At 66.0% G+C, this 22,137-nt stretch carries 27 protein-coding genes; 25 read left to right on the forward strand and 2 right to left on the reverse strand.

Features of this window, described 5'->3' with window-relative positions; translation table 11 throughout:
• The first annotated feature begins 1 nt into the window (after position 1).
• The 15 genes from BPET_RS22370 (at position 2) to BPET_RS25605 (ending at position 13,073) form a co-directional block, all read left to right on the forward strand.
• Entirely contained in the window at positions 2-1,717 is a 1,716-nt protein-coding gene (locus BPET_RS22370) for a hypothetical protein (protein ID WP_012251238.1), read from the forward strand.
• Complete coding sequence (locus tag BPET_RS22375; protein ID WP_012251239.1) at positions 1,718-3,193, forward strand: DUF935 domain-containing protein; 1,476 nt, start codon at positions 1,718-1,720, stop codon at positions 3,191-3,193.
• Complete coding sequence (locus tag BPET_RS22380) at positions 3,194-3,988, forward strand: phage head morphogenesis protein (RefSeq protein ID WP_012251240.1); 795 nt, start codon at positions 3,194-3,196, stop codon at positions 3,986-3,988.
• Positions 3,989-3,992: 4 nt separating this feature from the next.
• Complete coding sequence (locus tag BPET_RS22385) at positions 3,993-4,505, forward strand: phage virion morphogenesis protein (RefSeq protein WP_012251241.1); 513 nt, start codon at positions 3,993-3,995, stop codon at positions 4,503-4,505.
• A gap of 262 nt (positions 4,506-4,767) precedes the next feature.
• The gene (locus BPET_RS22390; protein ID WP_012251242.1) at positions 4,768-5,886 is read left to right on the forward strand and encodes a hypothetical protein; all 1,119 of its coding nucleotides are present in this window, start codon (positions 4,768-4,770) and stop codon (positions 5,884-5,886) included.
• Positions 5,887-5,890: 4 nt separating this feature from the next.
• Complete coding sequence (locus BPET_RS22395; protein ID WP_012251243.1) at positions 5,891-6,235, forward strand: DUF2190 family protein; 345 nt, start codon at positions 5,891-5,893, stop codon at positions 6,233-6,235.
• A gap of 24 nt (positions 6,236-6,259) precedes the next feature.
• A complete protein-coding gene (locus tag BPET_RS22400; RefSeq protein ID WP_012251244.1) occupies positions 6,260-7,195 on the forward strand; it encodes a major capsid protein in 936 nt (311 codons plus the stop codon).
• A gap of 63 nt (positions 7,196-7,258) precedes the next feature.
• Complete coding sequence (locus BPET_RS22405; RefSeq protein ID WP_012251245.1) at positions 7,259-7,741, forward strand: hypothetical protein; 483 nt, start codon at positions 7,259-7,261, stop codon at positions 7,739-7,741.
• 2 nt (positions 7,742-7,743) lie between these two features.
• Positions 7,744-8,154 carry a gp436 family protein gene (locus BPET_RS22410; protein WP_041863171.1) on the forward strand — a complete coding sequence of 137 codons (411 nt, stop codon included), beginning with the start codon at positions 7,744-7,746 and terminating at the stop codon, positions 8,152-8,154.
• Positions 8,154-8,732 carry a DUF1834 family protein gene (locus BPET_RS22415; RefSeq protein WP_012251247.1) on the forward strand — a complete coding sequence of 193 codons (579 nt, stop codon included), beginning with the start codon at positions 8,154-8,156 and terminating at the stop codon, positions 8,730-8,732. Before BPET_RS22410 ends, BPET_RS22415 begins: the two co-directional genes overlap by 1 nt.
• Positions 8,729-8,941, forward strand: coding sequence for a DUF2635 domain-containing protein (locus BPET_RS22420; RefSeq protein ID WP_012251248.1), 213 nt, complete (start codon positions 8,729-8,731; stop codon positions 8,939-8,941). Before BPET_RS22415 ends, BPET_RS22420 begins: the two co-directional genes overlap by 4 nt.
• Entirely contained in the window at positions 8,941-10,428 is a 1,488-nt protein-coding gene (locus BPET_RS22425; protein ID WP_012251249.1) for a phage tail sheath subtilisin-like domain-containing protein, read from the forward strand. Before BPET_RS22420 ends, BPET_RS22425 begins: the two co-directional genes overlap by 1 nt.
• Before the next feature lie 26 nt (positions 10,429-10,454).
• Positions 10,455-10,811, forward strand: a complete 357-nt coding sequence (locus BPET_RS22430) for a phage tail tube protein (RefSeq protein ID WP_012251250.1) — start codon at positions 10,455-10,457, stop codon at positions 10,809-10,811.
• 3 nt (positions 10,812-10,814) lie between these two features.
• Positions 10,815-11,177: a hypothetical protein gene (locus tag BPET_RS22435; RefSeq protein WP_012251251.1), complete on the forward strand. Its 363-nt coding sequence runs from the start codon at positions 10,815-10,817 to the stop codon at positions 11,175-11,177.
• Positions 11,178-11,297: 120 nt separating this feature from the next.
• Positions 11,298-13,073, forward strand: coding sequence for a phage tail tape measure protein (locus BPET_RS25605; RefSeq protein ID WP_151208987.1), 1,776 nt, complete (start codon positions 11,298-11,300; stop codon positions 13,071-13,073).
• Positions 13,074-13,078: 5 nt separating this feature from the next.
• On the opposite strand, the gene BPET_RS22445 is transcribed toward BPET_RS25605, so the two are convergent.
• Positions 13,079-13,264, reverse strand: a complete 186-nt coding sequence (locus tag BPET_RS22445) for a hypothetical protein (protein ID WP_151208988.1) — start codon at positions 13,262-13,264, stop codon at positions 13,079-13,081.
• A gap of 43 nt (positions 13,265-13,307) precedes the next feature.
• Here BPET_RS22445 and BPET_RS22450 point away from each other — a divergent pair, with 43 nt between their 5' ends.
• From BPET_RS22450 to BPET_RS22495, 10 genes are all read left to right on the forward strand, one after another.
• Complete coding sequence (locus BPET_RS22450) at positions 13,308-14,561, forward strand: DNA circularization protein (protein WP_012251254.1); 1,254 nt, start codon at positions 13,308-13,310, stop codon at positions 14,559-14,561.
• 10 nt (positions 14,562-14,571) lie between these two features.
• A complete protein-coding gene (locus BPET_RS22455) occupies positions 14,572-15,633 on the forward strand; it encodes a phage baseplate assembly protein (protein WP_331386539.1) in 1,062 nt (353 codons plus the stop codon).
• On the forward strand, positions 15,630-16,196 hold the full coding sequence (locus BPET_RS22460; RefSeq protein WP_012251256.1) for a phage baseplate assembly protein V: 567 nt from the start codon (positions 15,630-15,632) through the stop codon (positions 16,194-16,196). Before BPET_RS22455 ends, BPET_RS22460 begins: the two co-directional genes overlap by 4 nt.
• Positions 16,196-16,639 carry a phage GP46 family protein gene (locus BPET_RS22465; protein WP_012251257.1) on the forward strand — a complete coding sequence of 148 codons (444 nt, stop codon included), beginning with the start codon at positions 16,196-16,198 and terminating at the stop codon, positions 16,637-16,639. The genes BPET_RS22460 and BPET_RS22465 overlap by 1 nt, the downstream gene beginning before the upstream one ends.
• An 11-nt stretch (positions 16,640-16,650) precedes the next feature.
• The gene (locus BPET_RS22470) at positions 16,651-17,703 is read left to right on the forward strand and encodes a baseplate J/gp47 family protein (RefSeq protein WP_012251258.1); all 1,053 of its coding nucleotides are present in this window, start codon (positions 16,651-16,653) and stop codon (positions 17,701-17,703) included.
• Complete coding sequence (locus tag BPET_RS22475; RefSeq protein WP_012251259.1) at positions 17,688-18,314, forward strand: YmfQ family protein; 627 nt, start codon at positions 17,688-17,690, stop codon at positions 18,312-18,314. The genes BPET_RS22470 and BPET_RS22475 overlap by 16 nt, the downstream gene beginning before the upstream one ends.
• Positions 18,315-18,316: 2 nt before the next feature.
• Positions 18,317-19,117 carry a hypothetical protein gene (locus BPET_RS22480; RefSeq protein WP_012251260.1) on the forward strand — a complete coding sequence of 267 codons (801 nt, stop codon included), beginning with the start codon at positions 18,317-18,319 and terminating at the stop codon, positions 19,115-19,117.
• Positions 19,118-19,664: 547 nt separating this feature from the next.
• A complete protein-coding gene (locus BPET_RS22490; protein ID WP_012251261.1) occupies positions 19,665-20,066 on the forward strand; it encodes a hypothetical protein in 402 nt (133 codons plus the stop codon).
• A gap of 143 nt (positions 20,067-20,209) precedes the next feature.
• Positions 20,210-20,401, forward strand: coding sequence for a Com family DNA-binding transcriptional regulator (locus tag BPET_RS26200; protein ID WP_081483074.1), 192 nt, complete (start codon positions 20,210-20,212; stop codon positions 20,399-20,401).
• Positions 20,373-21,116 (forward strand): DNA-methyltransferase, encoded by a 744-nt coding sequence (locus tag BPET_RS22495; protein WP_197535833.1) that lies wholly within the window; start codon positions 20,373-20,375, stop codon positions 21,114-21,116. Before BPET_RS26200 ends, BPET_RS22495 begins: the two co-directional genes overlap by 29 nt.
• Before the next feature lie 2 nt (positions 21,117-21,118).
• Here the strand turns inward: BPET_RS22495 and BPET_RS22500 are convergent, their stop codons facing one another.
• Positions 21,119-22,105: a site-specific integrase gene (locus BPET_RS22500; protein WP_012251263.1), complete on the reverse strand. Its 987-nt coding sequence runs from the start codon at positions 22,103-22,105 to the stop codon at positions 21,119-21,121.
• Between the last annotated feature and the right edge of the window lie 32 nt (positions 22,106-22,137).

Consider the following 22,137-nt stretch of genomic DNA (forward strand, 5'->3'; position numbering starts at 1 on the left):
GATGGCAGAAAACACCCTGGCCCCGCTGCCCGACACCCAGCGCATTGTCGAGTGGGACGAGCTGCCCGAGAACGTGCGCAGCATCCCGGCCGACTTCAACCCCATGGCCGAGGGGGTGCTGATGGCGCATCAATCGGCCTGGATTCGGATGCAGCAGGATCTGGACATCGCCGTGTGCGAAAAGGGCCGGCGCACCGGCATCACCTTTGCCCAGGCCCTGACCGACACCATCACGGCGGCCACCGCCAAGGAGGCCGGCGGGGCGAACATCTGGTACATGGCCGATACCCGCGAGAAGGGCCTGGAGTACATCGGCTACGTGGGCAAGTTCGCGCAGATCGTCGCGCGCGGCCAGACCAGCCGCATCGAGATGCACATCTTCGAGGATCAACTGCCGGACGGCAGCAGCCGCCAGATCCAGGCATTCCGCGTGCGCTTTGCCAGCGGCTTTCGCGTCACAGCCCTGTCGTCGCGGCCCGAGAACATCCACGGCCTGCAGGGCTTCGTCAACATCGACGAGGCTGCCCTGCACAAGAACGTGGCGCACGTCCTGGAGTCGGCCACGGCCCTGCTGATCTGGGGCGGGCGCATCCGCGTGTGGTCCACGCACCGGGGCAAGAAAAACGCCTTCAACGAGCTGGTAAGCGACGTTCGCGCCGGCCGCTACGGAAAAAAGGCCGGCGTGATCCGCATCGGCTTTGATGATGCGGTGGCCAACGGCCTGTACGAGCGCGTGTGCTTCATGGCCGGCCGGCCGGCCACGGCCAAGGGCAAGCGCGACTGGTACGAGAGCATCCGCGCCGCCTACGGCCCGCGCAAGGCAGCCATGCGCGAGGAACTGGACGTGATCCCGCGCGACGGCCAGGGCACGGCCATCCCGACCGTGTGGCTGGAGCGGGCCATGCCCGAGGTGCGGCCCGTGCTGCGCCTGGTGTTCGATGACGACTTCCCCCGGCGCTCGGAAGCCGAGCGCGAGGCGTGGTGCGAGAAGTGGCTGGCGGCCCACCTGGCGCCGGTGCTGGATGCCTCCATGGAGGGCTTCACCGGGCGCTGGGCGGTTGGCATGGACTTCGCGCGGCATCGACACTTTTCCATCATCAAGCCGGCGCGCATCACCACGGAGTTGGCGCGCGACGTGCCGTTCCTGGTCGAGTTGGCCAACGCGCCGACCAGGCAGCAGGAGCAAATCCTGTGGTTCCTGCTGGACAAGCTGCAGCGGTGGACGTTCGCGGGGGACGCCACCGGTCCGGGCCAAACGTTGATGGAGTACACCGGCGACCGCTACGGGCGGGCCGAACTGAATGAGGACACCGGTACCTACTACGGAGGCCCGGTGCATGAAGTGACGCTATCGCGCGCCTGGTACGGCCAGTGGATGAGCAAGTACATCGGCTTGTTCGAGGACGGCTTCATCGGCCTGCCGCGCGACGCATCGCTGGAAGACGATCACCGCGCCGTCGAATACATCGACGGCATCCCGATGGTGCCCAAGATCGAGCGCAAGGATCTGAAGGATGCCGACCTGGTGCGCCACGGCGACGGGGCCATCGCGGGCGCGCTGATGAACTTCGCCGCCACCAATCCCGCCGACCGGGAAATCGACTTTATGAGCACTGGCGTCAAGCGCAACAGCTATGCCGTGGAGGCCGACGAGGGGCGCGTCACGGATACCGGCTGGGGCACCGTCAGCGGCTCGCTGGACATGGGAGGGTTCTAGATGGCGACCAAGAACGAGAAGCCGGACAACGGCAAACCGATCATGCAGGAAGTGGCCACCACGATGGACGGCCGCGACATCACGCGCGGATTTGTCTCACCTCTGCAGCTGCTGCAGCCGGCCGACACCGTGCTGCGCAGCCGGGGAAATGGCGACCTGCGCCTGTACGAGGAGCTGCTGCGCGATGACCAGGTCAAGGCGACTTGGCAGCAGCGCCAGCTGGCGGTCATATCGGCCGATTGGGACGTGCAGCCGGGCGGCACCAGCGCGCAGGACCAGGCTGCCGCCGACTTCCTGCGCGAACAGCTGAACAACATCAAGTTCGACCAGACCACGATGGGCATGCATTACGGCGTGTTCTATGGCTACGCCGTGGGCGAGTGCATGTACGGCCGCGACGGCCGGCATGTGACGCTGGAGGCCATCAAGGTGCGCAACCGCCGGCGCTTTCGCTTCGATGGGGCTGGCCGGCTGCGCATGCTAACGGCCAGCAAGCCCGATGGTGAGCTGTTGCCGGGGCGCAAGTTCTGGACCTTTGCCACCGGGGCCGACCACGACGACGAACCCTATGGCCAGGGCCTGGGCCACTGGCTGTACTGGCCGGTGTTTTTCAAGCGCAACGGGCTGCGGTTGTGGCTGGTGTTCCTGGACAAGTTCGGCCAGCCCACCGCCAAGGGGCACTATCCCGGCTCGGCCACCCAGCAGCAAAAGGACCGGCTGCTGCAGGCCCTGCAGGCGGTCCATAGCGACTCGGGCGTGGCGCTGCCCGACGGCATGGACATCGAACTGATCGAGGCGGCCAGGTCGGGCACGGCGGATTACACCGAGCTGTACGACCGCATGGACCGCGCCATCGCCAAGGTGACCCTGGGCCATACCGGCTCCAGCGAGAGCGCGCCGGGCCGGCTGGGCGGCGAGGATATGGCCGGCGACGTGCGCGACGACATCACCAAGGCCGACGCCGACGTGCTGTGCGAATCGTTCAACGCGGGCGTCGCGCGCTGGCTGACCGAGTGGAACTACCCCGGCGCGGCCGCGCCGCACGTGTGGCGCAAGATGGAACAGCCCGAGGATCTGAACCGCCTGTCCGAGCGCGACGAGCGCGTATTCCGCCTGGGCTACCGCCCGACCCTGCGCTACATCCAGGACCACTACGGCGAGGACTGGGAGGTGGACAATCGCCCGGCGCCGGCGCCGGGCGCACCGTTCGGGTTCGCTGAACGCGACGACGGCAGCGTGCGGCTGCGCGCCGACACCATGGCCGACCGCCTGGACCGCGAGGCCGAGCCGGCCATGGCCGCGTTGATGGAGCCGGTGCGCCGCCTGGTGGCCAATGCTGGCAGCCTGCAGGAGATCCGCGACGGCCTGTTTAGCCTGTACGAGGGCATGCCCAGCGAGCAGCTGGCCGTCGTCATGCGTCGCGCCATGGCGGCGGCCGCGCTGGCCGGGCGCGCCGACGTGGTCGAGGGGGAATAGATGGCCGCCCAGTACCGCGACCTGCCGTTTCAGGAGGCCATCGCCTTCTTCCGCAAGAAGATCAACCTGCCCAGCAGTCGCTGGACGGACGTGTGGAAGGACGCCCACGACACCGCGTTCATGGTGGCGGGCGCGGCCAAGGCGGACCTACTCAAGGATCTGCGCGCAGCCGTGGACGAGGCGATCAGCCAGGGCACGACGCTGGCCAGGTTCCGGGAACGGTTCGACGAAACGGTGGCCAAGACCGGCTGGGACTATCGCGGCGGGCGTGGCTGGCGCACGCGCGTCATCTACGAGACCAACCTGCGCAGCGCCTACGCGGCCGGGCGCCACGCCCAGCTGACCGACCCGGACCTGCTGCGGGTGCGGCCGTACTGGCGCTACCTGCACGGCGGCAGTAAAGATCCCCGGCCCGAGCATCTGGCCTGGGACGGCATGGTGCTGCGCGCCGATGATCCCTGGTGGAACGAGCACTATCCGCCCAACGGCTGGGGCTGCAGCTGCAAGGTGGTAGCAGTGGGCGATGCGGATCTGCGCCGACTGGGCAAGGCCGGGCCGGACACCGCCCCGCCGGTGCGTCGCACGCCCTGGCAAGATCCGACCGGGGCGCGCCAGGAACAGGTGCCCGAGGGCGTGGACCCAGGGTGGAACTATGCACCCGGGCGTACCGTGGCGCAGCGCACCAGAGAAACGGTCGAGCGCAAGCGCGCTGGCCTGCCCGAGATCCTCGCCGACGCCATGATGACCGAGATCCTGGCTGCCCTGCGCCGGCGCCCGGACGACCTAGAGGACTAGACCCATGGCGGGCATCCAGCTGGAGGTAGACATCCGCGACCAGGTGGTCGGCGACGTGCTGGAGCGCATCGTGCGCAACATGGGCAGCACGCGTCCGGCTCTGTTTGAGATCGGCGAACACCTGCAGGGATCGGTCGAGGAGCGTTTCCGGTCGGAGTCCGACCCCGACGGGAATCCCTGGGCACCGCTGGCCCCGCTGACCCTGGCCAACAAACGCAACACCCAGATCCTGACCGAGTCGGGCGGCGCCGGCCTGCGCGGCTCCATCCACTACCAGGTCGGCGACAATGTCCTGGAGCAAGGCACCAACAAGATATACGGCGCCATCCACCAGCTGGGGGGGACCATCCGGGCCAAGGCCGGTGGGCGCCTGGCCATCGGCAATCCCAAAAAGGCGTTCGCCCTGGTCGAACAGGTGGAGATTCCCGCTCGCCGGTACCTGGGCCTGTCCAAGGATGATCGCCAGGTCATCGACGAGATCCTGGTGCGCCACGCCTTGCCGCCGGAGGCACGATAGCCGGCGTCGAATCACCGGCCCCACAAGGCTCCAGGAGGCCGGATACGCCCCGTTGCACCACCAGGAGGGCATTAAACGCGCCTGCGGCCCGTTAAACGGGTTTTAAACAGCTTGCCTGCCGACCAATCCGGTGGTTAGATATTCGGGTGGCCGGCAACCGCCCGCGCCATTCCCCATTCCGCCCCGCCTAGAGGTGAAGTGCTTCACCTGATGCGCCGGCGCGTGTCCCTAGATACTGGCCTCCACGAATACGGAGGCCGACATGCAGCGAATCGAGATTTTCCGGCCCGGCACGCATACCGCGATGTCGGGCGAAACCATCGGGTTCACCGAGGCCCAGCTGCGCGCCAGCGCCGCCGCCTATGACCCCACCCTCCACGAAGCGCCCATTGTGATCGGGCACCCCCGGGCCGATGGGCCGGCCTATGGCTGGGTCAAGGGCTTGCGCTACGCCGAATCCCTGGAGGCCGAGCCCGACCAGGTCGAGCCGCAATTCGCCGAGCTGGTCGAGGCCGGACGCTTCAAAAAGGTGTCCGCCTCTTTTTATCGCCCTGACTCCCCGAGCAACCCCGTGCCGGGCGTGTTCTATCTGCGCCACGTCGGTTTCCTGGGTGCCCAGCCCCCGGCCATCAAGGGCCTGCGCCAGGTCGAATTTGCCGATGGCGCTGGCGGCGACGTGGTCGAGCTGGAGTTCAGCGAGGCCATGGAGTTCGGCGAGGTCAATGTGGGCGTCCTGCAGCGCCTGTTCCGTGGAATGCGTGATTTCCTGATCGGCAAAGAAGGGATCGAAACCGCCGACCGGGTGCTGCCGGATTGGGCCGTCAGCGACATCGAGGACCGGTCCCGTGGTCCTGCCTTCCATGAATCCCCCAAAACCACTACCCAGGAGGTATCCGACGTGGACAAGCAAGAACTGCAGCGCAAGGAGCGGGAGATCGCCGACCGCGAGGCCGAGATCGCCCGCAAAGAAGCGTCTTTCGCCGAGCGCGAACGCCAGGATCGCGCTGCGGCCAGCGTGCAACTGATCGAAAAGCTGGTGACCGAGGGTCGCGTACTGCCCCGGCACCGCGACGGCCTGGTCGCCTTCATGGCCAGTCCCGAGTCCGAGCAGCCGCTGGAATTCGGCGAGGGCGCCGCCCGCACCAAGACCAGCGCCCGGGCGTTCCTGGAAGACTTCCTGAAGGAACTGCCGCAATCGGTGGACTACGCCGAACGCGGCCGCGCCGAAGAAGAGCCGGCCGTGGGCGCCTTCCAGGCGCCCCAGGGCTACGAAGTGGACCCCGACAAGGCCCGTCTGCACCAGCAGGCCCTGGCCTATCAGGAATCCCACAGCTGCGACTACATGACGGCCGTGCGCGCCGTCCAGCGTAAAGGAGCGTAACGCCATGAGCCAAAAAATCTCCCTGTTGACCCTGACGGTCACCGCTGCCGGTGCCGTCGCCGCCTGCCGGTTCATCGGATTCGGCGGCGCCCAGGTGGCAGCCGACGGCGCCAAGGCGCTCGGCGTGTCCAACACGTCCGCCCTGGATGGCGATGACCTGGCCGTCGATGTGATCGGCACCACGGTGATCGAGTCCGGCGGCGCCATCGCCGTGGGCGACGACATCGTGGCCGACAGCCAAGGCCGCGCCATCGTGAACCCGGCCGTGGGTGGCGAGATCGTGCTGGCTCAGGCGCTGGATGTGGCCAGCGGCGCCGGTGAATTCATCGAAGTGCTGCTGGCCCGCTAAGCCAAGTTCAAGGAGCTATCAAACATGAGCATGAATACCCGCCAGGCCCGCGTGATCGACCCGATTCTGTCGAACGTGGCCCAGGGCTACACCCATCCCGAGCGCGTGGGCTTCGCGCTGTTTCCCCGCGTGCCGGTGCAGCAGCGCGGTGGCCAGATCATCGAATTCGGTCGCGACAGCTTCAAGCGCTACAAGACTCGCCGCGCCCCCGGCGGCGCCACCAAGCGCGTGCAGTTCGGCTACGAGGGCAAGCCGTTCGCCCTGGTCCAAGACGCCCTGGAGGGCAAGGTGCCCGTGGAACACATGCAGGACGCCGCCCAGGTGCCCGGCATCGACCTGGGCACCGAGGCCACCAACGAGGTCATGGAGATCCTTTCGCTGGGCCTGGAGATCGAACAGGCCGAGATCGCCCTGAAGGCCGCCAACTACGTTGCGGGCAACAAGGACACGCTGTCGGGCACCGACGTGTGGAACGACCCCAATTCCGACCCGGCCAAGCAGATCCGCGAGTACCGCGAGGCCGTTCGCTCGAAGGTGGGCCTGCGGCCGAACACCATGGTGTTGTCGGCGTTGGGCTTCAATGCGCTGGCCGAGCACCCGAAGATCCTGGAGCGCTTCAAGTACACGTCCAGCGACTCCATCACCAAGGAAATGCTGGCCAAGCTGTTCAACCTGCGCCGCTTGGAGGTGGGCGAGGCCGTCTACATGAACGAGGGCAGCGACGAGATGGTGGACGTGTGGGGCAACGCGGCCGTGCTCGCTTACGTGCCGGAGCAAGTCAGTTCGGCCCGCACGCCGTCCTATGGCTACACCTACACGCTGCAAGGGAATCCGCTGGTACTGGAGCCGTACGCCGAGCGCAACGCCGATAGCTGGATCTATCCGGTCAAGTACGACCGTGCCCCCGTGCTCTCCGGCATCGACTCCGGCTTCCTGATCCAGGGCGTCACCAGCGCGTAACCGGCCGCCCTGGCCACACGGCCCGCCTGCGGGCGGGCCGCACTACTAGGAGGATGTGATCCCATGAAGTTTCCACTACTGGAGCCGCTGCGTCGCAATGGCAAGCGCCTGAAGGTCGGCGGCGCGGTCGAGCTGGACGAGGAGACCGACCAGGCCGAGATCATGCGCCTGGCCGTGCTTGGCGTGATCCGCGACGTGCGCCGGACCGTTTCGGCCGAACCGGCCAAGACCCTGGAAGGCGGCGGCGATGCCGGTGGCCAGGCTGGTGGCCAGACGGACAACCAGAGCAGCCAGGCCGATGGCCAAGGGGCTAACACTCCGGAAGGCGGCGATGCCGGTGGTCAGTCTGCTGACCAAACCGGCAACCAGGACGGCCAGGCCGGTAGCCAAGGTGCCAAGACCCCGGAAGGCGGCGGCGATGCCGATAGCCAGCCTGGTGGCCAGACGGGCAACCAGGGCGGCCAGGACGATGGCCAAGGTGCTGGCCAGGCCGGCGGCCGGGGCAAGCCCGCCGCCAAGACGGGCAAGGCCGGCGGCCGGCGATGAGCATGTACGCGAACGTGGCCGACCTGGTCGAACAGTTCGGCGAGACCGAGATTGTCGAACTGACCGACCGGGAGCGAACCGGCGAGATCGACACGGCCGTGGCCGAGCGTGCGCTGGAAGACGCCAGCGCCGAGATCGACGGCTACCTGGCGGCGCGCTACCGCCTGCCGATCAGCGAGCCGCTGCGCCTGCTGACTCTGCTGTGCACCGACATCGCGCGCTACCGCCTGCAGCGTGGCGTGGCCACCGATCAAGCACGCCAGCGGTACGAGGACGCTGTGGCCATGCTCAAGCGCATCCAGTCCGGCCAGATGAACATGCCGCTGGCCACCCGGCCGCCGGCGGTGGCCGAGCCGATGGTGATGCCGTCGGCCGGCCGCACGTTCGATGACGACGCGCTCCAGGGGTGGTGATGCTGGCCGAAGCTGAAGATTCCATCGTGGCGTCCGTACTCGCAGCAGTGGGCCAGGCCGTGGAAACGGTCGAGACGCTGCCGGGGCCCTGGGACCAGGACGCCCTGGTGCTGGCATTTCGCAAAATGCCTGGCGTGTGGGTGTACTTCGATGGCGGTACGGCCGGCCGGGGGCGCGGGCGCATCGTCGGGCGCTACCTGGTCTACGCGGTCACCAGCCACGCCAGCGGCGGGCGCGAACGCCAGCGCGGCAACAGCCGCCAGATTGGAGCCTACGAGATCGTCGAGCGCGTCGTGCCCACGCTGGACGGGCACAAGGCGGCGGATCTGGGCACGCTGCATTTCGCTGGGCTGCGGGTGCTGTCGCCCGCCTCGGCCCAGCGCAAGGGCGTCGCGGTTTACGAGATGGCGTTCTCGCTGGAAATGGGTTTTCCGGCTCCCCGCGACGTGGACGGTGTGGGCGGTGTGGGCGGCCTGGCCGACTTCGCCATCTACAGCGGCACGCATCATGTGGGCGACGGCCCCGACACCGAAAGTCATTTGCAACTGCCGACGGGCAGCGAGGAGGTATCCCCGTGACCAAGAAGTACGTCAAGCCGGCCCAGGATGGGCTGGTCGTGCGCCGGCCGCTCGATGGCCAGCCGTTGCCCCCCGAGGGCGCCTGGGTGGACTGGAGCGGTCACTGGGCGCGCCGCAAAGCCGAGGGGTCGATCACCGAAGCCGAGCCGCCCAAGAAAACCAAGGCCAGGCCTGCTCAGGCCGGCGCCGCAATGAAGGAGGTTGACTGATGGCTATCAGTTCCACCGTGTTCAACGAGATCCCGGCCGCCCTTCGCATCCCGGGTTGGTTCATCGAGTTCGACAATCGCCTGGCCGGCAATGCCGTGTTCCAGGGCAAGCTGCTGGTTATCGGGCAGAAGCTGCCGACCGGCAGCCAAGCCCCGGGGACTCTGGCACGCGTCACCAACGAGCAGCAAGGCGACGAATGGTTCGGGCGCGGTTCGATGCTGGCCGAGATGTTCCGTGCCATCAAGAAAATCGACCTCTACACCGAAACCTGGGCCATCGCGCTGGAAGACGCCGAGGTTGCGGTGGCGGCCGCTGGCTCCATCGAGGTCACCGACGGCCCGACCGAAACCCGGCCGCTGGCGCTGTACATCGCGGGATACCGGGTGTGGGTCTCGATGACGGGCGGCGACACGCCGTCGGACGTGGCCCAAGCCATCGTCACGGCGATCAGCGCGGATACGCGCGTGCCCGTAACGGCGGTGATCGATGCCGAAGCCCCCAGCAAGGTAGTGCTGACGTGCCGCTGGAAGGGCGAGACCGGCAACGACATCGATCTGCGCGACAGCGTCAAGGGCGAATCCAAGCCATCCGGGCTGGAGTTGACCTATACGGCGTTCTCGGGCGGGGCCGTGAACCCGGACCTGGACAGCGTGATCGCGGCCATGGGCGCGCAGTGGTGGAACTGGCTGTGCCTGCCGTACACCGACCAGGTCAGCCTGGAGATGATCGAGGCCGAACTGTCCGACCGCTACGGCCCGATGCGCCAGATCGGCGGGCGCGCGTTCGCCGCCTTCCGAGGCAACCATTCGGCCACGGCGACCAAGGGCAACAGCCGAAACAGCCCGCACGTCACGATCATGGGCACCAACCTGGCCGTGTCGCCGACCTGGCTGTGGGCTGCCACGGACGCCATCGTGGCAGCCGGTTCGCTGGCCATCGACCCGGCGCGGCCGCTGCAGCGCCTAGCGCTGCCCGGCCTGATCGGCCCAGCCGAGGATGTGCGCTGGATCGACGCCGAACGCAACCTGCTGCTGTACGACGGCATCGCCACCTACACGGTGGCCACCGACGGCACGGTGCAAATCGAGCGCCAAATCACGACCTACCAGGAGAACAGCGCCGGCATTGCCGACGACAGTTACCTGGACATCAACACGCCGGAAACCCTGGAGCGCATCCGCTTCGAGCAGATCAGTCTGTTCGCGCAGAAGTATCCGCGTCACAAGCTGGCCGCCGACGAGGACCGCGAGTTCTACGACCCGAGCCAGCCGATCATGACGCCGAAGGTGGCACTCAGCGAGTTGTTGAGCCTGTACCGCCTGACCTTCATGGGCGAGCGGGGCTGGGTGCGTGATTACGCGGGCTATGCGAAAAGCGCGCGGGCCAACATCGATCCCGACGACCCGAACAGGCTGAACGTCATCGACTCGCCGATGCTGATCGGCCAGTACCGCGTACACGCCCAGCAGACGCAGTTCCGTCGCTAAACGGCAGATAACCCAAGGATAAAGACATGAGCGGAAAAATCACCGGGGTGGCCACCATTCGCGTCGATGGCCAGGAATTCCCCACCGAGCGCGGCGCGACGCTCAACCCGGGCGGCGTCAACCGTGCCACCAAGATGGCCGGGCGCCGCGTCTTCTTCAACGAGGAGCCGGTCGCTCCCACGCTGCAGGCCACGGTGCTGCACACCGAAGATCTCGACATCATCGAGTTGGGCAAGATCAGCAATGCCACGGTCCTGTTCGAGTGCGATAACGGCCAGGACTACATGCTGACTGGGGCTTTCGTTACCGAAACGGCCGAACTGAACAGCGGCGAGGGCCAGATCCGCTTCAACATGGCCGCCCGCACCTGCGAGAGGATTTAAAGCATGGAAAACACGACCAACCAAGCCGACGATGCCGCCGGCCTGACCGAAGAAGAAGCCGCACGCGTCGAGTACACCGACGATGCCGTCGCCGTGACGCTGCTGGAGCCGCTGACTTTCAAGGCCAGCAAGCTGGATGACGAGCGCACCATCGAGCGCCTGGTCCTGCCCAAGAAGATCAAGGGCAAGCACCTGCAGGCGATGGACAAGGCCGCAGGCGAAATGGGCAAAACGCTGGCCTTGCTGGCGACCCTGGCCCGCATCCCGGTGGCCGCAGCTGGCGAACTGGATGCGCGCGATATCGACGTGGCTATGAAGGCGGTGACGCCTTTTTTGCCCAAACTCCCAGCGACTGGCCGGTACTGATTCGGGCGGTTGCGGTGGCATTCGGCGGATTCAACCCCGCCGATTTGCTGGAGATGGATCTTGAAGACTTGATCTGGTGGTATCGCCAGGCCGAGGTCATTGCAGAGGAGTTGAAAGCCCGTGGCTAACATGGTGACCAGCATTGTCATGCGCCTTGTGGACCAGGTGACCCGCCCCGTGCGTGGCATCCAGCGCAGCCTGGCTGGTCTGAGCCAGCGCGCTGGGCTGGACCGGCTTGCCCGGGCCGCGCGCGGCGTGTCGCAGTCCATGGGCGTGGCGGTCCAGCGCGCCATGGCGCTGGGCAAGCGCATGCTGGTCATGGGCGGGGTGGCGGCCGGTGCCGTGTGGGGAGTCAACCGCCTGGTCGCCGGCGTGGCCGAGATGGGCAACGAGATCCAGACGGCGTCCGAGCGCCTGGGCGTGGGCACCGACTGGCTGCAGCAATGGATGTACGTCGGGCGCCAGTTCGGCGTGCAGAACGATGCGATGGTCGATGGCCTGAAGGAATTGAGTCTGCGTGCCGACGAGTTCGTGCTGACTGCCGGCGGCCCAGCTGCCGAGGCGTTTGGCCGCCTGGGCATCACCACGGCCCAGCTCAAGAAGACGAAGGGCAACACCGATGCGTTGTTCAACCTGGTCTTGGGACGGCTGCGCGAGGTGGATAACTTCGCGGCGCGTCAACGCCTGGTCGACGAAATCTTCGGCGGTACCGGCGGCGAGCAGATGGCTCAGATGGTCAGTGCCACGCGCGAGGAAATCGAGGCCATGATGCGCGCTGCCCACCAGGTCGGCGCCATCATCCCGCCCGAACAAGTGGCGGCCGCACGAGAGTACACCCGCCAGATGGGTGACCTGCAGCAGATGCTGACCGGTATCCGCACGTCGGTGGTGGGTGCGCTGCTGCCGGCTGTCAACGAATGGACCAAGCGCATGGCCGCCCTGGGCCGCGCTAACCGCGAGGCGGTAGCGCAGCGGATTCTAAGCGGCATGCGCGAGTTCTGGTCCGTGCTGCGTCCTATCGGGGCCGCAGTGTCCTGGGTCGCTGACCAGGTCGGCGGGTTCGGCAACCTGCTGGGAGGATTGGCCACGATCATGGCAACCCGCCTGATCGTATCGGTCTTTGCCACAGGGGTGGCCCTGGTGAGATTAGGGTTCACCGCCGTTACCGTTGGTGCGCGCCTCACGGTTGCGCTTCTCGGCGGCCTTGTGTCCGTGTCGCGCGGACTCATCGGCTTGGCCGCGCGTGCGATTCCGGCCGCAATTATGGGTATCCGTGCGCTGTCGTTGGCCTTTCTCACCACGCCGGTGGGCTGGATCGTAACTGGCATTGCTGCCGTCGCTGGAGCCGCGTTCCTGATCTACCGCAATTGGGGCAGCATTGCCGACTGGTTCGGCAATCTGTGGCAAGGCGTCAAGGCATTTTTTAGCCGCGGCATCGGCGATATCGCCAAAGATCTGCTGGCGTTCTCGCCTGCGGCGCTGTTGCTGCACGGTATCGATGCGGTCTTTGAGATGTTCGGCGCCCGGCCCTTGACCGAGATCGGTGGGCAGTGGATCTCCGGCCTATGGGATGGAATCAGCGCGCGGTGGGATCAGCTGACCGGTTGGATGCGAGGCAAGGTGGCAGAGCTGACCAGCTGGATGCCGGACTGGGCTCGCGATGGATTGGGAATCGGCGGCGGCACCCCAGGCGGCTCCAGTTCACCAGTGGCGGCACTTGGTGCGCCCGTGGCCCGAGGTGCAGCCCTGCTGACTGCGCCTATGGCCCGGGCCGACGTGGGCGGCGAGTTGCGCATCGTGATCGACAGCCAGGGCCGGCCGCGCGTAACGGAAGCCCGCCGGAATGGCGGGCTGGACTTCGAGGTGGATTCCGGTGTGCTGGGGATGGCGCCGTGATGCGTTCAATTATCGACCGCTTTGTCCAACGTGACCTGTTGCTTTATCCCCTGATCGAGGCCGACAGCCACGACCACGCCGACGACTACGTGAGCAATCCAGCTGGCGCTTTCCCAAAAGTAGGCGCTCGCCAGACCGGACACCACGCCGCCAATGCCGGCAATGAGAGCGATCTTGTCGGATTTCTTCATGCTGGTACCCCTTTGGTTACTGATCGTGACAGGAGTGTAGTACATGACCTGGCGTGAACGCATTGATCCCGAGTTGCAGGGCTCTTACCGGGGCGTGCCATTCTACGTCGAACGCGCCGATACCAAGGGCGGGCGGCGCTGGCTGATACACGAATACCCGCGCCGGGACAAACCCTACTCCGAAGACATGGGCCGCCGCGCCAAGGAATGGCGGCTGCAGCTGTTCGTCGCAGGCGACAACTACGACCGCGAACGCGACGCCCTGATTGAGGCGTTCGACGCGCCTGGCGCGGCCACGCTGGAGCACCCGTATCTGGGCAGTGTCATGGCAGTGGCCAGCGATGTCGGCTGGAGCGAATCGACGGCCGAGGGCGGCTCTTGCACGTTCCAGGTCACGTTCAATGAGGCCGGCGAGGAGTCGTACCCCGCCACCACGATGGACACTCAGCGCGAAGTCGGCCAGGCCGCCAACGCGTGCGAAACATCGATCCTGGATGACTTCGCAGCCAAATGGAACGTGGATGGGCTATTGGGCTGGTCCCTGGAGGCCGTCGAGCGGGATCTGACTGCAGTGGTGCGCGGCATCGACGACGTGGTGGGGGGTATTGCGGATCAGGTCGCTGGCGCCATTCGTTTCCCCGTGAACGTGGCAGGCATCGTCATTGGTGGCTACAACCGGCTTAAGAATGCCGTCATGCGCCCCGTCAACGCGCTGGACCTGTACAGCGGCCTGAATCTGCTGAGCGGATCGGACGACGATGGCGGGAGCAATCGTGTGCTGCTGTCGCCCGGCACGCCCGTGCGCGCTGTGCGCCTGCTGCGCGACACCGGTGAGAGCGCCGCAGCGGTACCGCCGCCAGTGGCCGATACGCCCGAGCGGCGCCAACGCGCACAGAACGCCGTTGCTGCCCGGCAGTTGAACGGCCGTGCGGCCGCGCTTACAGCGGCGCGTCTGGTTGCCGAAACCGATTGGCCGAGCCGGCAGGAAGCGCAGGCCGCTGGCCAGGACACGCTGGCCCTGATCGACGCACAGATGGCCACGGAAGAGCCGATCAGCGATGCGGTCTATGGCGCCCTGGTGGCGCTGCGTTCGGCCGTCACGGCCGACCTGCGCGCCCGCGCCGTGGCGCTTCCCGGCTTGGCGACCTATACGCCCCAGGTGACGCAGCCCGCCCTGGTGGTGGCCCACCGTCTGTATGGTGACGCGCGCCGTGCCGACGAAATCGTCATCCGCAACGGCGTGCCGCATCCGGGCGCCCTGCGCGGCGGCATCGAACTGGAGGTGTTGAGTGAGTAGCCGTGAGCCTGTGATCCTGCAACTGGGCAGTGAGCGGCATCAAGGTTGGCAGGAGGTCCGTATCCGCATGAGCCTGGACCAGATCGCCGACTCGTTCGAGCTGACGCTGACCGAGCGCTGGTCCGAATCTGGCCTGGTGCGCCCGGTGACGCCCGGCCTGGCCTGCACGGTGCACGTGGGCGACGAACTGGTGGTGACCGGCTACCTGGACGAAGTGCTGCCCGACTACGACGCCGAAAGCCATACCATCGCGGCCAGCGGCCGCAGCAAACCGGCCGACCTGATCGACTGCAGCGGCGAGGACATGCGCCTGGATGGCCTAACGCTGCTGCAGATCGCCGAGAAGCTGGCCAAGCCCTACGGCATCGATGTGATCGACACCGTCAAGGCCACCAAGCCGTTCGCCGACTTCGCGCTGGAGGATGGCCAGCCCATCGCCGAGGCGCTGGAGCGGGCCGCGCAGATCCGTGGCGCGCGCATCGTCAGCGACGCCCAGGGCCGCCTGGTGATCGTTCACGCCGTGCAGCGCGAGATCGCCACGCCCCTGGTGCTGGGCGGGAACATTCGCAAGGGCAGCGGCGTGTTCAGCGAGCGCGACCGCTTCAACGAGTACATCGTGGTCGGGCAGACGCCCGGCAGCGACACCTGGAGCGGCAGCCAGGCCGCCGGCCCTAAGAGCAAGGCATCCGACCCGCGTGTGCGCGCGCCGCGCAAAACGCTGATCGTGTGCGACACGCCAGCCGATGCGGCCGACTGCAAGGCCCGCGCCGAGCTGGAGGCGCGTATGCGCTGGGCCAAGAGCCGGGGCGTCACCTACACGGTGCCCGGCTGGCGCCACGAGCAAGGCGTATGGCGTCCCGGCGACCTGGTGCCGGTGCAGGACGCCTACCTGGGCCTGGACGAGCGCCTGCTGGTGTCCGACGTGCAGCTGGTCGAGGGCGAAGGTGGCCGCACGGCCGAGTTGCGCGTGGCGCCGCCGGCGGCGTTCGAGCCGGTGCCGGTGGCCGAGTCCGAGAAGAAGGCCAGCGGCAAGACCGCCACGAAACCGTCGCCGAGCTGGGGGTGGGAATGACGGATCAACGCCGCGTATTGCAGCGCGTGATCGGCCCGGTGTGGCGCCGGCTGCGCCTGCTGTTGAGCCGGGGCGTGCTTGTTCTGGTCGATGATGCCCTGAAGCTGCAGCGCGTGCAGGTGACGCTGCTAGGCGATGCGCCGGCCTGGGCCGAGCGGTTCCAGCAGTACGGCTACACCAGCCACCCGCTGCCTGGCGCCGAGGCCATCGTGGCGTCGATCAGCGGCGCGCGCGCGCACCTGGTGGCCCTGTCGGTCGATGATCGGCGCTATCGCCTGGTCGGCCTGGCCGAGGGCGAAGTGGCGCTGTACGACGACCAGGGGCAAAGCGTGCATTTGACGCGCGCCGGCATCGTGATCGATGGCGCCGGCAAGCCGGTGACCATCACGAACGCGCCGAAAGTGCGCGCCGAGACGGAACTGCTGGAATGCACCGGCGAGATCCGGGATCTGTGCGACTCGGGTGGGCTCGCAATGTCCGAGATGCGGGAGACCCACAACAACCACGATCACCCCGGCGACTCCGGCGGCACGACCGGCAAACCGAATCAGGGGATGGGCTGATGGATCTAGCGCTGCGTTACGACTCCGGGGCCAAGGTGTTCGACCTGCTGCTGGACGGTGGCGACCTGGCCACGGACGAAGGGCTGACGACCGCCGTGGTGCTGTCGCTGTTCACGGACCGCCGGGCGCTGCCGGAAGACCGACTGCCTGACGGCGCTACCGACCGGCGCGGCTGGTGGGCGGATGCCTACAACTCACGCCCGCACGGTTCGCGCCTGTGGTTGCTGTGCCGCGAAAAGGAGCTGGACTCGGTGCTGCGCCGTGCGCAGCAGTACGCCGAGGAGGCGCTGGCCTGGCTGGTCGAAGATCAGATCGCGCGCGCCGTCGAGGTCGAGGCGGTACACCTGCGGCGCGGCGTGCTGCAGCTGCTCATCGGGATCGTGCGCAGCGATGGCACCGTCCTGCAGCGGCAATACGAGTACGTATGGCAAAACGCTGCATAAAGGAGGATTAGATGGCGTTTAAGCGACCCACATTGCCGGAACTGTTGACGCGGATCGACCAAGACCTGCTGTCACGCCTGCCTGGTGCCCAGGCCGAACTGGCGGTGCGTACGACGAAGGCCCTGGCCGCCGCCGACGCTGGCGCGGTGCATGGCCTGTATGGCTATCTGCAGTGGTTGGAACGGCAGTTGTTCCCGGAAAGTTGCGATGATGAGAATCTGTCGTTGCATAGCGCCGGGGTGCCCCGTCGGCAACCCGCGTTTTCTGTCGGGCGCGTGGTGTTTGAGGGAACCGACACCATCGTGATTCAAGAGGGCACGCTGGTGCAGCGCGGCGGCCACGAGTACACGGTCACAGAAGAAGCGACGATCTCGGGTGGCCAGGCTACCGCGCCCGTGCGCGCAGTCGAAACGGGGGCCGCTGGCGACCAGCCTGCTGGCGCACAGCTGAGCCTGGTATCCCCGTTGCACGGGGTGGCCAGCCAGGCCACGGTAGATTCCGAGGGCATCCGAGGTGGTGCGGACCTGGAAACTTACGGAAGCTGGCGCGATCGCATTATGCGGCGCCGTGCGCGAGTGCCGCGTGGCGGCGCACAGGGAGATTGGGAGGGATGGGCGCTCGATGTTCCGGGCGTCACCCGCGCATGGGAAGACCCGCTTGGCATGGGCCCAGGCTCGGTCGTGGTACGGATCATGGCCGACGACGCCAGCGATGGTCCGCTGCCGTCCGCTCAGCTGCTGCAAGCAGTATGGGACTACATCGAGAGCCAGAAGAACGTCCAAGCACACGTCTATGTAGTAGCGCCCATTGCGGTGCCTTTCATTCCACAACTGAGCGTGACGCCAAACACGGAGCAAGTGCGGGGAGCGGCTTCCCAAGCACTTCAAGACCTGGTCGAACGAGAGGGTGAGCCTGGCGGAACGTTATTGATTAGCAGGATTCGCAGCGCGATCAGCCTGGCTGCCGGTGTCGAGGATTATGACCTTCCGTGGCCGACCGGCAACGTCCCGCACGACACGGGCGAGTTGCCAACCTGGGGAGGCGTGCAGTGGATCGAGGGCTGACAGCGGACGATTATCGGGCGCTGCTGTTTGCGATGCTGCCCCCGGGGGTGGTCTGGCCGACGGACTCGGAAAGCCGGCTGCAGCAGCTGCTGCTGGGTATGGCGCAAGAGTTCGTGCGGGTGGACATCCGCGCCCGCGAACTGATGGCCGAAGCCGACCCGCGCCAGGCGCTCGAACTGTTCCCGGAATGGGAAAGCAGCTACAGCCTGCCCGGCAATTGCGCGCCAGCTGAGCAAAGCCTGGTCGAGCGCCGATTGGCGTTGATCGGGCGCATCGTCGGGCGCGGTGGCATGCGTGCGGTCGACTACACGGACATGGCCGACGGACTAGGGTATCCGGGCACGCAGATTATCGAGCACCACGAAGCGACGGTCGAGGTGGTCAATGGGGTCGGGCCGAGGGGCGCAGAGATCGGCGACCTGATGAATGGCGAGGACTGGTTATGGGCCTGGGATGTGTTGGTTCCGTCTGGCGTTATCAGGGAAGCGATAGTCGGCGGGTCCGAATGCGGCGACCCCTTGCGCAGCTGGGGCGATGAGTTGATCGAGTGTGCGCTGCATGAAGCGGCGCCGTCGTGGTTAGTTTTGAACGTGGGATACAGGGAGGTTTAACCATGGAAAAGATTGGCGCCTTTACCGACCGGGTAACGTCTGCCGGCGAATGGCGAAATGGAGATCCTGCCAGCAACGTGCGGGCAACTCCCATGCTGGCGGCCTACTTCAACATGCTGCAGCGTGAGTTGGTCGCAGTGATTGAGGGCGCGGGGCTGGAACTGGACATCGGGAACGATGGCCAACTGTTCCAAGCAATCGCGTCTCTGGCCTCCGGAAACTATTTGCCCAGGCTGGCGACTATCCCGGCTCAGCGGCTTGCCGGGGCCGATGAAATCTACGTGGCCGGCTGGGGCGAGATGGTTTGGACCGAAACGGAGTTTTTCATCGGTTATCGGTCGCCGCTTTGTGGCCGCCCTGTTGATGGCCACACCGCCAACCCGCTCGTCAGGGAACTGGATGCAGTGGGCGGACTGGCGAGTAAGGAAGTCTATGCCGGGCTTTGGGGTTATGCCCGCGAGCAAGGCTTGGTCGTCACCCAGGCAGAATGGGAAACGAGTATCGGCGCGCATTTGTTCGTCGATGTCAATGCAACGCAGTTCCGGTTGCCCGACCTGCGCAACATGTTTCGCCGCTACACCGGAACTGACGCTGACACTGCAAATGCAAGAGCACTGGGAAGCCGCCAGTTCCAATCCCTCCAGGCGCACAGCCACGGCCACGGCGGGGGTAGCACTGCATCTGGAACCAGTGGTGGAGCCGTGCGCTCCATTGGGCCGGGAACGTACTCTCCAACCGCCGAGGAGGGTACGGCCGAAACTCGGCCGGAAAACGTTGCCTTTCCGCCCCGTCTGCATGTCTAAGTCAGGCATGAATTCGGGGCGGATAGGCCGCGCTGACCGATCTGGTCTCGGAGCTTGTCCGCACGACCCGGGATGCATCAAAGGACACGATGGTTCTTGTGGCTGTGCTGCCGTCGTAATTGGGCGTGGTGGCGCTGGAGCCAACTGCAGTACCAAATGCTCCACTGACTGCAAGCGAGACAGTGGGGCGAACTTCCAGCGTACCGACGATGTTCTGAATGGCGTCCAGTTGCCGCGAGCCCAACACCCTTGCATTTGCAGTGGGGTGGTCAGGTTAGGCATGCAGGCGGGGCCAGTAGGCCGCATTGGCGGGGCGAGTTTCCGCCCCGCCCTCGGTCGAGGTGTAGGCCCCGGTGGTGGTATTGCTGCCGCTGGAGTCATAGTCGATACGAGCCTGCTCCAGCCCGGAAGCATCGCCGTATCGATTGAGAACGTTGCTGCCAAATCCGCTGATGTGCTTGTGCGCCTTGATGGCGTCCGCTTGGCGCGATCCGGCCTCTCTCGCATTTGCAGTGCAATTCGCATTTTTTTCAAAGGAGAATGATCAGTGAACACGATCACCGTATATCAAACCGACGCGGATGGGCTTTTCGTACACCAGGCTGTCGCCCATGAGTTCTCGCTTCAGCCTGGCACCTATAACGTGCCCTTCGGTGCACTGTTGGCGCCGCCGCCGGCGCTTTCTGAAGGCGAAGCCGCGCTGGCCGTGGGCGAAAGCTGGTTGGTCGTACAGGATCATCGTGCCGAGCGCTTTTATCGCACCGACAGCGGGCAGCCGTACGAATTCGGTGTGACGATGGAAGTGGCCGGTATGGCAGTGCGCTATCCCGGCTGGGGCGAAGTGCCCAACTGGTTGACCAACGAGGCGCCTCCGGCCCCCGGTTCCACCTGGGTCGACGGCGCCTGGGTCGCGCCTGAGCCGGACCCCGAAAGTCCCGCCGGAGCGTAAAAAAAGACGCGGCGACGTGATGGGTGGACAAACACCGATCACGCCCCGCACTAGCAGATGAGGGCTGCCAGATTGGCCGAGGCCGCGCCACCTGTCGACAGGCGAGGCACAGGCTACCAAAACCGTAAAAGGTTTGCAGCCAAATGCAAGACATTCGATGCGGTCATTGCCGCAGAAAGTTAGCCGAGGGAATCTATCTGCGGCTAGCGATTAAGTGCCCGCGCTGCGGGACGATGAATTTCATGAGCGCCGAGGGCGCCTGCCAACCAGAGCGCCATGGAGCGTCCCATCAAAAGGAAACGCTCCGTGAAGCGCAAGCAACATCCGATCTTTAACAACCTGAACCATGTACGCATATCTGGCGCGGATCTGTACCAGGGGGATTGCCTGGCGATCCTGCCAGCGCTGGACGGTCCATTTGACGCCGTCGTGACAGATCCCCCGTACTCCAGTGGCGGACAATCTAAGGGCAACCGCGCAGGAGGCACTGGCAGCAAGTACCTGAACTCGGGCGGTGAATCGCCCTGGCCAGATTTTGCCGGCGACTCCAAGGATCAGCGGGCCTACCTGCACTGGTCCACACTCTGGCTGGCCCTCTGCTACGAGAAGTTGACCGCCGGCGGCCTGGCCATTGTGTTTAGTGATTGGCGGCAACTGCCGGTCACCTCCGATGCTCTGCAGGGGGCCGGGTTTACCTGGCGAGGGGTCGGCGTGTGGGACAAGGCGGCCAGCTCGCGGCCCTACAAGGGTGGCTTCCGTGCTCAGGCCGAGTACTTCGTCTGGGGCAGCAAGGGGCAGCTGGCCGGCGATACGTACTCTGCCGGCGTGTTCCGAGTCCAGCAGCGCCCCGGCGACAAGCTGCACCAGGTCGGCAAGCCGCTGCCCCTGATGGACTCCCTGGTGGCCGCAGTGGGCCCACGGATTCTGGACCCGTTTATGGGGTCGGGGACGACAGGAGTGGCAGCCCTGACGCAGGGAAAATCCTTCACGGGTATCGAACTGGCCGGGCATTACTTCCAGATCGCCGCCGACCGATTGCGGACGGTCTAGCGTCATGCGACGAGCAGTTGCCGCTCCTCGCGCAACTGCTCCAATTGGCGCCGGCCCAACTGGCTGCGTGTGATCTGGTGAACCAAGTAGCGGCCGTCGGGATGGTAGTACCGTAGCAGCATCCGAGTGTCCCGATGGCCGGCCACCTTAGCTAGGTCGTGAATTTGGAAAACAGAGGCCAGCCGCGAGATGGCCTCATGGCGTAGGTCATGCAGCCGCAGATCAGCAAAATAGGCGGTGTTGGGGCGACGGCCATGAAAGCGGCACAGGGCTTCGTAGCGCTTTCTCGCTCGAAGCCTGGCGCGGATAAACGCCCGGGTCACCGAGCCAGCCCGCATGGTGAATATGCGACCTCGCAGGGGTTTGCCGACGACCCAGCGGCGCAGGGTTTCCTTGGCCACGGGCGTAAGGGGAACCGTCCGTGCGTGGCCGTTCTTGGTGTCTGGCAAGTACACAAGGCCATGCTGCAAATCCAGATTTTCCCGGCGGATCTGGATAATCTCGGACCGACGCATGCCGGTTTCCACTGCCATCGTCAAGATCGTTGGCAGTTCGAGCGATTTAGTGGCCTGGATAATCCAGGCCAGTTCGTCCTTCGGGCAGGGCACCCCACGAAGGCGGATCTGGTCGAACAGACGCCGATCCCGTGAGTCATTGACTGAAGGTCGGCGCACGAGTTGAACAGGGTTGGCAAGCGAGCGCCAGCCCCAATCCTTGCGCAGTACCGTGTACACATGGCTCAAGAAGGCCAGCCGCCGCACTACCGTGCCAGACGCCCGGTCCGCCAGCCAGGCATCACGCACTTCTATGATGTCAGTGTTGGTAATGCGGTCTACCGGGCGGTTGGCCAGACGGGTGGCCTGCCACGCCTTCGCAATAGATCGCTCAGAAACCGCCCCTTTCTTTGCCGCAGAGACTTCGACCAGGTACCTTTTCAGAGCGGCGGCGAGGGTGGGGGGTAAACGGCGGCGGCGGAGGGCTGTAGGCATTGTGCAAAAGGCATGATTATTGGCCAGCGGCC

The organism is Bordetella petrii (genome assembly GCF_000067205.1).
Lineage (GTDB): Bacteria > Pseudomonadota > Gammaproteobacteria > Burkholderiales > Burkholderiaceae_B > Bordetella_A > Bordetella_A petrii.

What these genes read in the sequence shown, in the direction of transcription:
- BPET_RS22450 (WP_012251254.1), top strand. Translation starts at nt 13,308, where the DNA reads ATGACCTGGCGTGAACGCATTGATCCCGAGTTGCAGGGCTCTTACCGG.
- BPET_RS22430 (WP_012251250.1), top strand. Translation starts at nt 10,455, where the DNA reads ATGAGCGGAAAAATCACCGGGGTGGCCACCATTCGCGTCGATGGCCAG.
- BPET_RS26200 (WP_081483074.1), top strand. Translation starts at nt 20,210, where the DNA reads ATGCAAGACATTCGATGCGGTCATTGCCGCAGAAAGTTAGCCGAGGGA.
- BPET_RS22465 (WP_012251257.1), top strand. Translation starts at nt 16,196, where the DNA reads ATGGATCTAGCGCTGCGTTACGACTCCGGGGCCAAGGTGTTCGACCTG.
- BPET_RS22435 (WP_012251251.1), top strand. Translation starts at nt 10,815, where the DNA reads ATGGAAAACACGACCAACCAAGCCGACGATGCCGCCGGCCTGACCGAA.
- BPET_RS22375 (WP_012251239.1), top strand. Translation starts at nt 1,718, where the DNA reads ATGGCGACCAAGAACGAGAAGCCGGACAACGGCAAACCGATCATGCAG.
- BPET_RS22400 (WP_012251244.1), top strand. Translation starts at nt 6,260, where the DNA reads ATGAGCATGAATACCCGCCAGGCCCGCGTGATCGACCCGATTCTGTCG.
- BPET_RS22470 (WP_012251258.1), top strand. Translation starts at nt 16,651, where the DNA reads ATGGCGTTTAAGCGACCCACATTGCCGGAACTGTTGACGCGGATCGAC.
- BPET_RS22380 (WP_012251240.1), top strand. Translation starts at nt 3,194, where the DNA reads ATGGCCGCCCAGTACCGCGACCTGCCGTTTCAGGAGGCCATCGCCTTC.
- BPET_RS22425 (WP_012251249.1), top strand. Translation starts at nt 8,941, where the DNA reads ATGGCTATCAGTTCCACCGTGTTCAACGAGATCCCGGCCGCCCTTCGC.
- BPET_RS22395 (WP_012251243.1), top strand. Translation starts at nt 5,891, where the DNA reads ATGAGCCAAAAAATCTCCCTGTTGACCCTGACGGTCACCGCTGCCGGT.
- BPET_RS22410 (WP_041863171.1), top strand. Translation starts at nt 7,744, where the DNA reads ATGTACGCGAACGTGGCCGACCTGGTCGAACAGTTCGGCGAGACCGAG.
- BPET_RS22405 (WP_012251245.1), top strand. Translation starts at nt 7,259, where the DNA reads ATGAAGTTTCCACTACTGGAGCCGCTGCGTCGCAATGGCAAGCGCCTG.
- BPET_RS22500 (WP_012251263.1), bottom strand. Translation starts at nt 22,105, where the DNA reads ATGCCTACAGCCCTCCGCCGCCGCCGTTTACCCCCCACCCTCGCCGCC.
- BPET_RS22385 (WP_012251241.1), top strand. Translation starts at nt 3,993, where the DNA reads ATGGCGGGCATCCAGCTGGAGGTAGACATCCGCGACCAGGTGGTCGGC.
- BPET_RS22445 (WP_151208988.1), bottom strand. Translation starts at nt 13,264, where the DNA reads ATGAAGAAATCCGACAAGATCGCTCTCATTGCCGGCATTGGCGGCGTG.
- BPET_RS22460 (WP_012251256.1), top strand. Translation starts at nt 15,630, where the DNA reads ATGACGGATCAACGCCGCGTATTGCAGCGCGTGATCGGCCCGGTGTGG.
- BPET_RS22370 (WP_012251238.1), top strand. Translation starts at nt 2, where the DNA reads ATGGCAGAAAACACCCTGGCCCCGCTGCCCGACACCCAGCGCATTGTC.
- BPET_RS22415 (WP_012251247.1), top strand. Translation starts at nt 8,154, where the DNA reads ATGCTGGCCGAAGCTGAAGATTCCATCGTGGCGTCCGTACTCGCAGCA.
- BPET_RS22390 (WP_012251242.1), top strand. Translation starts at nt 4,768, where the DNA reads ATGCAGCGAATCGAGATTTTCCGGCCCGGCACGCATACCGCGATGTCG.
- BPET_RS22480 (WP_012251260.1), top strand. Translation starts at nt 18,317, where the DNA reads ATGGAAAAGATTGGCGCCTTTACCGACCGGGTAACGTCTGCCGGCGAA.